Annotated in this window: 10 protein-coding genes and 2 pseudogenes; 5 read left to right on the forward strand and 7 right to left on the reverse strand. The window is 70.0% G+C overall.

The window, feature by feature from the left end; translation table 11 throughout:
- Positions 1–1,032: 1,032 nt before the first annotated feature.
- Together IE271_RS12280 and IE271_RS12285 are read right to left on the reverse strand one after the other, a co-directional pair.
- Positions 1,033–1,419 carry a DUF3592 domain-containing protein gene (locus IE271_RS12280; RefSeq protein ID WP_190190280.1) on the reverse strand — a complete coding sequence of 129 codons (387 nt, stop codon included), beginning with the start codon at positions 1,417–1,419 and terminating at the stop codon, positions 1,033–1,035.
- Between the two features lie 312 nt (positions 1,420–1,731).
- On the reverse strand, positions 1,732–2,190 hold the full coding sequence (locus IE271_RS12285; protein WP_190190281.1) for a winged helix-turn-helix transcriptional regulator: 459 nt from the start codon (positions 2,188–2,190) through the stop codon (positions 1,732–1,734).
- Between the two features lie 87 nt (positions 2,191–2,277).
- Between IE271_RS12285 and IE271_RS12290 the strand changes: the two genes are divergently transcribed.
- Positions 2,278–3,492 carry an MFS transporter gene (locus tag IE271_RS12290; RefSeq protein ID WP_190190282.1) on the forward strand — a complete coding sequence of 405 codons (1,215 nt, stop codon included), beginning with the start codon at positions 2,278–2,280 and terminating at the stop codon, positions 3,490–3,492.
- Between the two features lie 595 nt (positions 3,493–4,087).
- Here IE271_RS12290 and IE271_RS12295 read toward each other — a convergent pair.
- Positions 4,088–4,672: a TetR/AcrR family transcriptional regulator gene (locus tag IE271_RS12295; RefSeq protein ID WP_190190283.1), complete on the reverse strand. Its 585-nt coding sequence runs from the start codon at positions 4,670–4,672 to the stop codon at positions 4,088–4,090.
- A 64-nt stretch (positions 4,673–4,736) separates the two neighbouring features.
- Between IE271_RS12295 and IE271_RS12300 the strand changes: the two genes are divergently transcribed.
- Positions 4,737–5,846 carry an FAD-dependent monooxygenase gene (locus IE271_RS12300; RefSeq protein WP_190190284.1) on the forward strand — a complete coding sequence of 370 codons (1,110 nt, stop codon included), beginning with the start codon at positions 4,737–4,739 and terminating at the stop codon, positions 5,844–5,846.
- A 230-nt stretch (positions 5,847–6,076) separates the two neighbouring features.
- A complete protein-coding gene (locus IE271_RS12305) occupies positions 6,077–6,553 on the forward strand; it encodes an NUDIX hydrolase (RefSeq protein ID WP_190190285.1) in 477 nt (158 codons plus the stop codon).
- Positions 6,554–6,969: 416 nt separating this feature from the next.
- Here the strand turns inward: IE271_RS12305 and IE271_RS44335 are convergent.
- Positions 6,970–7,715, reverse strand: a pseudogene (locus IE271_RS44335) (transposase).
- 93 nt (positions 7,716–7,808) lie between these two features.
- Positions 7,809–8,600, reverse strand: a complete 792-nt coding sequence (locus tag IE271_RS12320) for a MerR family transcriptional regulator (protein WP_190190286.1) — start codon at positions 8,598–8,600, stop codon at positions 7,809–7,811.
- A 211-nt stretch (positions 8,601–8,811) separates the two neighbouring features.
- On the opposite strand from IE271_RS12320, the gene IE271_RS12325 reads away from it, so the two are divergent.
- Positions 8,812–9,975, forward strand: a complete 1,164-nt coding sequence (locus tag IE271_RS12325; protein WP_190190287.1) for a serine hydrolase domain-containing protein — start codon at positions 8,812–8,814, stop codon at positions 9,973–9,975.
- Positions 9,976–10,270: 295 nt separating this feature from the next.
- Here the strand turns inward: IE271_RS12325 and IE271_RS12330 are convergent.
- A pseudogene (locus IE271_RS12330) lies at positions 10,271–10,672 on the reverse strand (transposase); the annotation flags it as partial.
- A 326-nt stretch (positions 10,673–10,998) separates the two neighbouring features.
- Positions 10,999–11,613: a TetR/AcrR family transcriptional regulator gene (locus tag IE271_RS12335; protein WP_229919286.1), complete on the reverse strand. Its 615-nt coding sequence runs from the start codon at positions 11,611–11,613 to the stop codon at positions 10,999–11,001.
- Positions 11,614–11,703: 90 nt separating this feature from the next.
- Here IE271_RS12335 and IE271_RS12340 point away from each other — a divergent pair, with 90 nt between their 5' ends.
- Complete coding sequence (locus IE271_RS12340) at positions 11,704–12,573, forward strand: SDR family oxidoreductase (RefSeq protein WP_190190289.1); 870 nt, start codon at positions 11,704–11,706, stop codon at positions 12,571–12,573.
- The last annotated feature ends 4 nt before the right edge of the window (positions 12,574–12,577 follow it).

Here is a 12,577-nt window from a genome sequence, read left to right on the forward strand (position 1 = left end):
GAGGGCGTCGAGCATCGGCTTTCGGACGGGGCAGGCGGAGGAGGGCTCGAAACTCCACCGCATCTGGGGTGTACCTTCACCCCTGCTGCCGGGCAGGATCTGCCGTCGACGTGATGCGGTGTTCAGCATGTGGCCTGTGACGGGGTGCCGGTGAGCAGACCACGGACCGACCGCGACGGACCATGGGACAGACCACGGGCCGGGCAGCAGGGGGCAACCTCGGGGTTCGGAGCGCGCAGGGCTACTTGTGGCGCGTCGGCGAAGTCTCCGTGCGCGGGGTGGGGAGGGGCGGCAGCTGCGGGGCCGCCGCCGGGCGTTCAGAGAGCCGACAGACGGCTTTTTGAACCTGCGCAGGATCTCAGGGCCAGTCCTTGCGCCAGCACGGCATAGGACCTTGATCTCAGCCGTGACAGCCCGAGTCCGGTTCTGTCCCGGTCGGGGCGGTACCCGTCTCCCTGTCCATGGCTGGCCACGGACAGGACGCCTTTCCCGTAGCAGCCCTGCACTGCGCCCTGCAGGGCACCCTGCAGGGCACCCTGCTCTCCCCCTTCCCGACTTTCGGTCATATGTGCAGGTCAACTGGCGTTTTTGGTGTGGTCTGCGGGGCTGACATCCCCTTGGCCGGCTCCTGTTGCCCGTACGTGGTGGTGGGGTGGGGGACGGATCGGGCGGGCAGGAGCGGCGCCCGGGGGATCGGGCGCCCTGGGGTGTCTTTGCGTATCGGCGACGCGGCTGCGCGAAGGGGCCGGCCGCCAGCGGACGTCCGCGTCCGGGAGCACTGGAACCCGGCGCGGCGCCGGGTGGGCATGTGATGATCGCAGCAGGTGGTCCGTGGCGGTAAGGACGGAGACGGTACGGACCACTCTCAGAAACTCGATTTCTGATCCACTTGCTGTTCCCTGAACTGGATCAAAAGAGTTCTTCCGGCTCGGGAAGGGCTTGCTCGACAGGGGCGATCCGGTATGCATCGGTGCTGGGCAGGGGCGGGCCGGGGAGCCGGTCGCCGGGCCGACGCGGTCGTATCACCGCACGTCAGGCGATGAGGGCGAGAAGGACGGCCCCCACGCCCATGCTCGCCGGTATCCACTCATAGCCGCGGCGCCACAGCGGCGCCTCGGTCACCTGCAAGGGTTCCGCACGCTCCGGGGACACGGGGTCGTAGCACACGAGCACCTCACTGCCCGCCCGGATTCCCGGTGGTACTTCCTTCTCCCCCGCGTCGATCACACGCTCGCGGCCGTCCTGCGCGGTGTATCCGAGTACGTAGGTCGGACCGCCCTGCCCCTGCCACCGCCTGTCGATGCAGCGTGCCGCCACTGTGACGCCCCGGCGCCTGAGCAGACGGCCCCTGTCGTAGAAGAGTCCGGAACCCGTGAAAAGGAGCAGTGCCGGCAGAAATTTGAGCAAACTCCAGTCCAATGTTCTTCCCCGCGACTCGGAAAGGGCGGCGAGGTACCCAATCACAGCGTCAACGAACGATCAAGGCCGGTGAACCGATGACGACTCTGAACGACTGGCAGGAGGCGTCGACGCTCTGAAGTGCGGTCTCTCGGTTGATGGGCAGCGGAACCTTGTCAGCTGCGACGGCAAGGATGTCAGTGGACGTCTACGTTGCTCAAGGAGATGACACACTGACAATTTTGCAGTTTTCGCCGTGAAGTGATTGCGCCGCGTGCTGGCAAGATTTATCGCTCGCTCCTTTTCGGGGCGGCTGAGTATTCTTGCTGTCCCCTAGCGGGGTTTTTGTACGTGGGTGGTGTCGGCGTCGAGGGGGGTGCCGTCGGTACCGGCCGGCACGAGGGCGGGGACCGGGGCGCCGTGCTGGTCGACCAGGGTGGAGTGGGGCTCGCCGGGGGTGAAGGCGTGGCGTTCCCCCCATTGCCGCAGGGTGAGGATGACGGGGAAGAGGTCGCGGCCGGCGTCGGTGAGCGCGTATTCCTGGCGGCGGCCCGATGGTGCGGTGCGCTGGACCAGGAGCCCGTGAGCGGTGAGCTTGCGCAGGCGGTCGGTGAGGATGTTGCGGGCGATGCCGGTGCGCCGTTGGAACTCGGTGAACGACCGGGCTCCGTCCATCGCGTCGCGGATGACGAGCAGGCTCCACCGGTCGCCGACGAGGTCGAGGGTGCGGGCGACCGGGCAGTCGGGGTCGGTCCAGTCGGGGCCTGAGGAGCGCGTGGTGATGCGCGGCATGGCACCTCCCAATGAGTTGCGGATTGAAACCATCATGCCGTACCGTCAAAATGGTTTCACTTTACTACTCATTGGGAGTGGGGTGCGATGGACACCTGGCGGCGTTTGCTGCTCGCGATGGTGTGCGGTGTCGCTGTGGCGAGCATCTATGCGGCGCAGCCGGTTCTGGAGCCGATGGGACGCGATCTGGGGGTGCCGGCCCACCTCGCCGGGTGGATCGTCGCGACCGGCCAGTTCGGCTATCTGGCAGGACTGGTGCTGCTGGTGCCGCTCGGTGATGTGGCCGACAGGCGCCGGCTCATCGCCGTGCACCTGGCTGTCACCGCGGGCGGCCTGGCCCTGACGGCCTCGGCGTCGGCCGCCTGGGCTGCGTTCACGGGGCTGGCGGTGACGGGGCTGTTCGCGGTCGTGGTACAGACATCCGTGGCCTACGCCGCGTCGGTCTCCACGCCCGCCGAACGCGGACGCACCATCGGCGTCGTGACCGCGGGCGTCGTGGTCGGCATCCTGGGCGCACGGGTGATCACCGGCGCGCTCGCCCAGATGTGGAGCTGGCGGAGCGTCTACGCCGTGCTCGCAGCGCTGTCCCTCGCACTCGCCGCCCTCGTCCTGACCGCACTGCCACCGGAGAAACACCCGGACCTGAGCACAGGCTATGTACGGGCCGTCGCCTCCCTCGGCGACCTGCTCAAGCAGCGCCTCTTTCTGACCCGCGGACTCATCGCGTTCTTCCTGTTCGCCTCCTTCGGAACCCTGTGGAGCGGACTGGCCCTGCCGCTGGCGGACACCCCCTGGCAGCTGTCCGAGAGCCAGATCGGGCTGTTCGGCCTCGCCGGCCTCACCGGCGCACTCGGCGCGGCACGCGCGGGACGGTGGGCAGACGCGGGACGGGCAGCCCCGGTCACCGGTCTCGCGCTCGCCCTGCTCGCCCTTGCGTGGGCGGCGATCGGGCAACTGCCCTGGTCCCTGTGGCTCCCCATCATCGGGATCGTGCTTCTCGACTTCGCCGTTCAGGCCGTGCACGTGAGTAACCAGCATCTGCTCACCACCGCACACCCGGACCGCATCAGCAGTGTCATCGGCAGCTACATGGTCTTCTACTCCCTCGGCTCCGCCCTCGGCGCAGCCGCCACCACCGCCACCTTCACCGCCCACGGCTGGGCCGCATCCAGTCTCCTCGGAGCCGGATTCGCGGCCTGCGCTCTGGCCGTCTGGGCGGCCGACAGGCGGCTGCCGGTCGACAACGCGGACCAGCGGTACCGGCACCTGCCCAGCACAAGTGAACTGCCCCGGGTCCGATAGGGGCCCCGGACATGTCCGGGGCCCCTATCGGACCCGGGGCAGTTCGCATCGCTAATTCCACCTGAGTACCCGCTGCTGCACAACGGAAAGCAGTCAGGTCTCTCGGCCCGGCGACCGACCGATCACGGCAGTACCGGCGTCCCGCCTACTTCGTTCACGATGTGGGCGGTGGTCCTCGGATGGCGGCCGTGCGGCCTGGACCCGGACGGTGCACCGGCCCCTCGGTGGCAACCGTCGGTGTCCGCCCTGATCAGCTGGCGACTGCCGCGTGGCGCCCGGTAGGGGAGAGGGGCGTCCGCGGTCGGTGGCGCGGTTCATGCGGACGCCGTGCTCGGCAGCGTCCGGTGACCCGGCAGCACAGCGGACCGGCCGGGTCGCCTCGTTCGGACGCGGGCAGGCGGGTGCTCGTGGCCCATGGCAGGTGAGGCGGCCGGAGGCCGGGCGGCGGGCCCGGGCGATGCGGGAGGCGCCGCCGCCCTGCGGCGCAGGCTTTTTGTGTGCGGGGACTGTGGCCTCATGCCGCGCCCATAAGAAACGTTGCGTATCTTAAGAGCGCCCGCTACTGTGACCTTAGATACGGCTGGTTTCTTAGGAGTCAGCGGGTGACCAAGGGGAGGAAGATGGTGTCGACGATCTCGACGACGTCCGCGTCGGGTACGGCCCGTGAGGTCATGAGCAGTTCGTGCCGGAAGAGATCCTCCGGAAGCCGGATGACGCGCGGGGTGAGTCTCGCCGGATCGACCTCGCCGCGCTCGACCGCTCGCTCGACGATCTCCTCCATTGCGGACCGTTGGCCCGCCGTCAGGGCCACACGTAGGTCACCGATGCTCGTGCCCGTCGCCCGGTAGAGGTCGGCGAGCTGGGCGACCAGGGCGGAGGCGAGCCCGACGCGACGCTCGTTGACCTGCCGCAGCAGCGAGATGACGTCGTCACGCAGTGTGCCGGTGTCGGGCACGGCGATCGGGTCCCGCTGGACGACGTGCAGCAGCGCCGCCCGCACCAGATCGGCCTTGCTCGGCCAGCGACGGTAGAGGACGGGCTTGCTGGTACATGCCCGCTCGGCGACGCTCTCCAGGCTGAGCGACTCGTAGCCGCGTTCGGTCAGCTCGTCCCAGGCCGCGTCGAGCAGCGCACCTTCGAGCGCGGCCCCACGTCGACGCTTCGCCGTCGTGGTCCCCATGACAAACCCTCCGCCTCATGCTGCCTCACAGACACCATACTTTTCGTTTCCTATGGAGTAGGACATGCGCATTCTCGTCTCCGGAGCCGGAATAGCCGGCCTCGCCGCCGGCATCAACCTCGGCGCCACCGGCAACGACGTCACCATCGTCGAACGCGCCGACCACCTGCGGGTCAACGGCTCACCCATCGACGTGCGCGGCGACGCCCTCGAGGTCGCCCGCTCGATGAACGTCCTCGACCAGATCCACGCCCGCCGGGTCACCATGACCGAGCGGTCCCGGTTCATCGACGCCGACGGCACCGTGCTCGCCGAACTTCCCGTCAGCGAGATAGGCGACTCCGAGGACGACATCGAAATCCCCCGCGAAGACCTCGCGCACGTCCTGCACGAGGCGTTGCCCCCCACGGCCTCGCTGGTCTTCGGGGAATCCATCGCCCGCCTCCACGACGACGGTGCCGGCGTCGATGTCGCATTCGCCTCCGGCCGGCAGGACCGCTTCGACCTGGTCGTCGGGGCCGACGGAATGCACTCGCTGACCCGCCGGCTCACCTTCGGGCCCGAGAGCGACTACCTCGAACACCTCGGCTTCTACGTCGCCCTCACCGACCTGCCCGCGCAGCGGGGCGGCGACCGGGAGAGCTCGTTCCTCAACTGGCCCGGTCACATGATCGGCATCGCCCGCTACCATGACACCGCACTCGGCGTGCTGAGCTTCCGCTCCGACTGGATCGACTACGACCACCACGACCTCGACGCCCAACGGCGGATCCTGCTCGACGCGTTCGCCGGCCACGACGAATGGCAAGTTCCCGAGATCCTCGACGCCGTACGCAATGATCCGGAACTGTATTTCGACTCCGTCAGCCAGATCCACATGCCGACCTGGCACAAGGGTCGCATCGTGCTGGTCGGCGACGCCGCGCACTGCGCCTCCAACCTGTCCGGCCGCGGCACGTCCCTGGCCCTCACCGGCACCTGGCTACTGGCCCGGGCACTGCACAAGCATCAAGGAGACCTCGAAACGGCCTTCGACGAGTACGAAACCAACCAGCGTCCGTACGCCACGCGCGCCCAGGACAGCGCCGGACCCGGCGGCGACCTCATCATGCCCGCCACCCAGCAGGCGCTGGACGCCCGTAATGCACGACTGCGCGCGATGACCAGAGGCTGAGCCTGCCCGCCCGTCCGCCGCTCGCCGGGCAGGGAAGCGAGATCATCTGCGTGGGACCGGCGTTCCCCGCAGCGGGGAAGGGTCTCCGCGATCCGCCGACCCGTCCCGCAAGCCCCGGCCCCCGTTATCGCCAAGGCGCTCGGCTGTCACGACGGGACCGCCACTCGCCTGGTCGCCGAGGCCGGCGGTATCTGGAGCCGGTACGCCTCCGGCGATCACGAACGGCGCCGATGACGGACAATGCCGGGACGACCCGACCCAGAGTCCGCGTCGCCGCATACGTGATCCGGCATCGCGCCGTCCCCGAGCTGCTGGTCTTCGACCATGTCGGTGTGCCGGAGGCCGGCACCCAGGTCCCGGCGGGAGGGGTCAAACCAGGCGAAGGACTGGAAGAAGCGGTTCTTCGAGAGGTCGCCGAGGAAACCGGTCTGCTCACAGCCACAGTGGTCCGGCCGATCGCCGTGGAGGACAAGCCTCACCCCGACACGGGACAGCCGCGACGAACCGGCTTCTTCCACCTCCAGGCACCTGCGGACACCTCCGATGAGTGGGAGCACCACGTCCACGGCGACGGGGAGGACGGCGGCCTCACCTTCGCCTGCCGGTTCCTCCCACTTCCCCTGAGACAACCACTGGCCGACGATCAAGACGCCTGGCTGGGCCGCATCGACCCGAACTGGACCACCGCTACCGGCAACACTCAATAGTCAAGCCGTCAGCCGTGTGCCGGATACGCGGCACCTCAACACGCGAGCCCACCAGTCCCGGGGCCGTAACCCCAACTGCCCCGATCGCACCATTCGTTTGACACTGCCGCGCCGTGACGGCCCGCCACGCCCAGCGTATGTCCGGCTGATGCGGCCCTGTCGCTGCCCGAGCACCGGCATTCGTACTCGCTGGCGAAGCCGGCCGTGCTGGAATCGGTGCGGTCCTCCTTCGACGCCGCCACCGCGGTGGCGGTCATCGGCGAACGCCGGGTCGAAGACGCCGTCGTGGCCGCCGCGTGCCGGTCGTCTTGGGGTGGTGCGGTCAGGTGTCGTGGGTGGGGTGACCAGGGAGGGACGGATGGAGGCGTCCGCGGTTCAGGCCCGTGCGCCACCGTCGACCCGTAGGACTGTGCCGGTCACGTAGGAGGAGCGGTCGCTTCAGGAGCCAGGCGGCGACCTGGGCGATCTCCTGTGGGTCGGCCGCGCGGCGCAGCGGGGTGTGCGCCGTGAGTCGTTCCCGGAGGCCGGGCGAGTCGGTCTCCCAGGTGCGGATCATCTCGGTCAGTGTGTTGCCGGGGGCGATGGCGTTGATGCGGATGTCTTCCGGGCCGTGGGTGACGGCGGCCGGCGGATGAGTTGTTGACGATGGCGCCCGTCTTGGCGGTGGTCCGGATGGCGGCGATCTCGGCGCCCATGGCCAGCCAGACGCCCTTGAGGTTCACGTCACGGCGGGCCGGCACCTGGTGGCCGAAGCCGTGCCGGCGCAGCATCTGCCTGATCGCCGACACGGTCATACCCAGGTGAAAACGGCGCCCGGTCAAAGTCCTGATCCGTGACGGCGTCCACCTCCGGTCCGGCCATCCGCGCGCCACCGGCCCCTGGCCAACTCCTGCTCCAGCACCCTGAACAGGGCCTCGCTCAGCCTGGGCCCCGACATCGGTCCCTTCGACGCCAGGGCCCGCTCCCCGCCGTGCTCCCAGGCCCGGCGCCGGCGCTGCACCGACCGCACGCTCACACGCAACCGCCCAGCGACAGCGGCATTGCCCTCTCCGAGGACGAACAGCTCCGCCGCCTGCAACCGGACGTGCTCACGGAACGCCTGCCGCTCCGCGCTCAGCCCGCCTCCTTGCGGATACCTCGTGCAACCGGCCCGCCGCGGCAACCACCACCGTCAGCCACGACATCACACCGACAAAGTCAGTAGCGGCTGTCCGGGGCTCCCGGGAGCCCCGGAGCCCTGGGAGACGGGTGGCCGTCATGGACGCGGGACGTCGATGCCGGCCGCGCGCAGATTCGCCTCGACCAGCGCGTTCAACCGGGCGATGGACGGTGTCTCGTCCGCCCGGTGGCCGTTGACCACCGCATACCGGGAGGCGGCGTCGGACCGCTTCCGGAACCCGGCCGGCATCGACGGCAGCCCGCGGTCGGCCAGCACCTTGTCGGCCAGCGCGGCCGCCAGTTCCTCGATGCGCGGGTCGTCCGGGTCCCAGGTCCTCGCCTCCCAGCCGCGCCGGGTCAGCTCGACGTGCTCGGGGTCGTCCAGGAGAAGTTCCAGCCGGGTCAGGAAACTGTCGAGGATCTCCGGCATCAGCGCCCGGACCAGCACCAGAGCCTCCCGTTGGACGGCCACGTAGTCCGGGCCGAAGCCGGCACCGGCGAGCCGGTCCAGCACCGCGCAGGCCCGGTCGGGCAGCAGGGCCCGGTCGCCGTGGGCGAGCCGGTGCAGCGTGTCGCGGCGCGCGGTCAGGTCCTCGATCTGTTCGGTGAGCCGGCGACGGACGTCGTCCAGGGCGGCGGCGAACCGCTCGGGACCGGCGTCCAGCAGGTCGGCGATCCCGGCCAGCGGCACGCCGGCCCCGGCCAGGGTCCGGACCTGGATCAGCCGGTGCAGGTCGGCCGACCCGTAGCGCCGGTAGCCGGAACTGTCCCGGTCCGGCTCGGCGACCAGGCCGAGCCGGTGATAGTGCCGCACGGTCTTGACCGTGACGCCCACGAACGCCGCCGCCTGGCCGATCGTGAGCCCGTTCGCCGGGTTGCGGGTGATCACAGCGGTGAGGGTAGCGCGCCTTTGCGCCAGTGCGGCACCCCCTCGGGGACGCCGGCAGCGCAAGGTCACGGCGGAGGTTGACCTTGACCTTGGGTCAGGGTGAACGCTCGTCTCATCGCCGCCTCGAAGGGGCCGGTGGCCACCTTCGGGAACCACCGTCGCGCGGCCCGAGCGGTGCCGCGTACCTGCTGACCCGAGACAAGGAATGACCATGAGTGAATCCCTGGACACCGCCGAGAACTCCGTCGCAGGGCCGGACCGCCCAAAGCTGCGCAAGGCCCTCCAGGAGATCGTCGATTCCGGTATCACCGGAGTGCACCTGCGCGTGCACGACGAGCGGGGCGGGTGGGCCGGCAGCGCCGGGGTGGCCGAGCTGGGCGCGAGTGCCGCGCCGCCGACCGACGGACACGTGCGGATCGGCAGCAACACCAAGACCTTCACCGCGACCCTGGTGCTGCAACTGGTGGCCGAGGGGAAGGTCGAACTGGACGTCCCGGCAGCCGTTTACCTGCCCGGGTGCGGACTGGACGAGCGCATCACGGTACGGATGCTGTTGCAGCACACCAGCGGGGTGTTCAACTTCACCGGCGAGTACTACGAGGACGGGACGGTGGCGTCGGGGATCCCCTCCACCGTCTCGGGCAAGGAGTGGGTGGACAACCGGTTTCACACCTACCGGCCCGAGGAACTGGCACGGCTGGCGCTGTCCCGGCCCGCGCGGTTCGAGCCGGGGACGGACTGGAGCTACTCCAATACGAACTACGTACTGGCCAGACTGCTGGTAGAGAAGGTCACCGGTCGCTCGTGCGCCGAGGTGACACGGGAGCGGATCGTGCGGCCGCTCGGTCTGTCGGGCACCGTCGTGCCGGGCACCTCGCCGGAGATCCCCAGGCCGTACGCCCACGCGTACTACCGGTACGAGGACTCCGGCCGCCAGGAGACGGTCGACGTCACCCGCCACAATCCTTCCTGGATCTCCGCCGGCGGCGACATGATCTCCACCACCCAGGACCTCCACACGTTCATCTCCGCACTGGCAGGCGGCCGGCTCCTGCCCGCCCCGCTGCTGGCCGAGATGGCAAAGCCGCACCCCAAGAGCGGTTTCGGCCTGGGGCTGCGCGTGCAGGAAGCGGGCCCCGGCGGCGACACGCTGCTCTTCCACAATGGCGGCGCCGGCGGCCATGCGGCGCTGATGTACAGCACGTCCGACGGCAGCAAGACCCTGACCGCCGCGCTGAATTATGTGGACGACGCCGCATTGTCTCTGTCCGGAGCGTTCCTGAAGGCGCAGGACAGGCTCGTGCGGGAAGTGTTCTGCGGCGGGCGGACCGGACCGGCCGGCGAGGCGGCCGAGCCTGCTCAGCCGGCGGGCTGAGGTCGGCCGCCTTCCCGCCTGCTCGGCGCGAGCCGCGCAGCACCTCGCCGTCGACCGCGATGGCCGGCCGGCGTCCCGCCTCCTCAAGCGGGGCGCTTCTGGCCTGCGGAAATGCGCAGATCACGGCGTCGAAGGCGTCGCCGTCGAGACGGTTGAGCAGCCGCATCACCGTAGTGGGGCGAGGCACTGCGACCGTCCTGTTGAACGGGTCGACGGTGAAGCCGAGAGATACAGGGGTTCAGCGGGGTGCGTCCGCGATCCACTCGGTGATCGCGGTCAGGTATCTGGCGCCGGCCCATACGCTCGCCGTGGCCGCCGACACGATCGCCTCGGCCGGAGTCTTCCCGAAGCCCGGTGCGCCGTCGCCGGTTGCGAGGACCGGGGCGAACATGCCCCGGCGGATGCAGTCCCGCACCGGGTCGGCCCACGACTCGCCCGACTCGCGGTGGCCGTCCTCGAGGGCGACCGGTTCCTCGGAGCCCTCGGCGCGGACCCCGATGAGCAGCAGGACGCACGCCTTGGCCTCCTCCAGGCGGACGGAGAGGCGGATGCCGTCGGCCCGCACGTACACGTAGTCGGCCTCCGGGAGGTCACGGTCCATGAGGGCGGTGTGGTCGGCCCGCCACTGCGTCGTCAGCCGCGTGAGCGTGGCCGGGGAGAGCCCGGTCGGGCTTCGGAGGCCGTTGGAGCTTCGCGGTGGGGCGATCGAGTCCCTGTCGATCTATGCAGTGAGGCCGGTGCCCTGTGGACGTCGCGTGACGAAGACGGACCCAAGACCCCCGTCGACAAGGGTCCCCGGCAACACTGTGCGGGGTACGTTCCGCGGCCGCTGGGCGCCCCTTTCCGCTGGTCGAGGTGCGGCCAGTGTCTCGTCTGTCCGTGCGCGCCTGTAGAGCAGGCCATGGCCACGCTCAGGACCTGGTGTTCGCCCGCAGGCCGCAGTGCGGCACACGCCGCCACCGTCGTCGTCCGGGCCGTCCTCGCCCTGCACCCGACCTGCCCGGACTGATGTCGGAGCAGGGCTCATCGGCTGTTCGATGTGGATGAGGGTGTCCAGGAGCGGGTCCGGGGTGGGTGGACGAGTGCGGTGACGGCGGCGGCGATCGCGTCCCGGCGACGGGGTGCGAAGGAGGCGGGGCCGGTCTGCGTCTGCAGGGCCTTCAGCGACCAGGAGGCGGTCTCCCAGCTCATCACCAGCGCGACTGTCATGGCCATCAGCTCCGTGGCCGGGATGTCGGTGCGGACCCGGCCCGCCGCCTGGGCCGCCTCGATCGCGGCGATGTTGCGCCGGTACTCCGCCACCTCGGCGTCGACGGGCTGTTGCCGCTCCAGGCCCGCCCACAGGTACAGCCGTCGTACGTGCGGCCGCTGTTCCAGTTGGTCGAACAGCTCGCCGGCGTACTCGGCCAGGTCGCTCGCGTCGATCGAGACCGCCTGTGCCAGCTCGACCATGCTGTCCGCGACGACCATGTCGAACAGCTCTTCCTTGGTCCCGAAGTGCATGTAGATCGACCGCTTGTTGGCCGCGGCGTTCTCGGCGATGCGGTCGACCCGGGCGCCGGCCAGGCCGTGCCTGGCGAACTCCTCGACCGCCGCCTTCTTCAGTCGCCGCTTGGTCTCCGTGGCATCAGGTGGCATGCCTCCATGGTACATAACCACCCGGTTATTTACATGGGCGCCGTCATGGGTTATGAATATATCCAGTTAGTTACAGACCGAGGAGCATCCATGACTCGCACCTGGTTCATCACCGGCACGTCCTCCGGCTTCGGCCGTCACCTCACCGAGCAGCTGCTCGCCCGGGGGGACAGGGTCGCCGCCACCGCGCGGCGCCCGGAGGCCCTGGACGACCTGGCGGCCCGGCACGGCGACCGGCTCTGGCGCGCCCGCCTGGACGTCACCGACACCAGCGCGCTGCGCGAGGTCGTGGACCGCGCGTTCGCGGGCCTCGGCCGGATCGACGTCGTCGTCTCCAACGCCGGCTACGGGCTCTTCGGGGCCGCCGAGGAACTGACCGACGAGCAGATCGACGCGCAGATCGCGACCAACCTCACGGCCTCGATCCAGCTCGTCCGCGCCACCGTCCCGCACCTGCGCGGCCAGGGCGGCGGACGCTACATCCAGATCGCCAGCATCGGCGGCCAGGTCGCCTTTCCCGCCATGAGTCTCTACCACGCCACCAAGTGGGGCATCGAGGGCTTCTGGGAGTCGGCCGCCGCCGAACTCGCGCCGTTCGGCATCGGCGTCACGGTCGTCGAGCCCGGCGTCTCCCGCACCAATTTCGGCGGCACCGGCGCGGTCCTGGGCGCCCCGCTGCCCGAGTACGCCGACGGCCCCTCGGGGCAGCTGCGCGCCGTCCTGTCCGGCGAACTGCCCCCGCTGCCCGCACCCGGCGACCCCGCGAAGATCGCGGACGCCATCATCGCCTCCGCCGACCAGATCGAGGCGCCGTTCCGCCTGACGCTGGGCTCGGACGCCTACGCCATGGCGACCGCCGCCCTGCGCGACCGCCTCCAGGCCCTGGAGGCCGGACGTGCCCTGGCCCACTCCACCGACGCCGACGACACCGTCCCCGCCACCGGCCTCGCCGGCCACTGAAAGG

This window comes from Streptomyces minutiscleroticus, from assembly GCF_014650875.1.
GTDB lineage: Bacteria > Actinomycetota > Actinomycetes > Streptomycetales > Streptomycetaceae > Streptomyces > Streptomyces minutiscleroticus.

Coding starts and splice junctions, on each gene's coding strand:
- IE271_RS12340 (WP_190190289.1), top strand. CDS start 11,704: ATGACTCGCACCTGGTTCATCACCGGCACGTCCTCCGGCTTCGGCCGT.
- IE271_RS12305 (WP_190190285.1), top strand. CDS start 6,077: ATGACGGACAATGCCGGGACGACCCGACCCAGAGTCCGCGTCGCCGCA.
- IE271_RS12300 (WP_190190284.1), top strand. CDS start 4,737: ATGCGCATTCTCGTCTCCGGAGCCGGAATAGCCGGCCTCGCCGCCGGC.
- IE271_RS12295 (WP_190190283.1), bottom strand. CDS start 4,672: ATGGGGACCACGACGGCGAAGCGTCGACGTGGGGCCGCGCTCGAAGGT.
- IE271_RS12290 (WP_190190282.1), top strand. CDS start 2,278: ATGGACACCTGGCGGCGTTTGCTGCTCGCGATGGTGTGCGGTGTCGCT.
- IE271_RS12285 (WP_190190281.1), bottom strand. CDS start 2,190: ATGCCGCGCATCACCACGCGCTCCTCAGGCCCCGACTGGACCGACCCC.
- IE271_RS12335 (WP_229919286.1), bottom strand. CDS start 11,613: ATGCCACCTGATGCCACGGAGACCAAGCGGCGACTGAAGAAGGCGGCG.
- IE271_RS12325 (WP_190190287.1), top strand. CDS start 8,812: ATGAGTGAATCCCTGGACACCGCCGAGAACTCCGTCGCAGGGCCGGAC.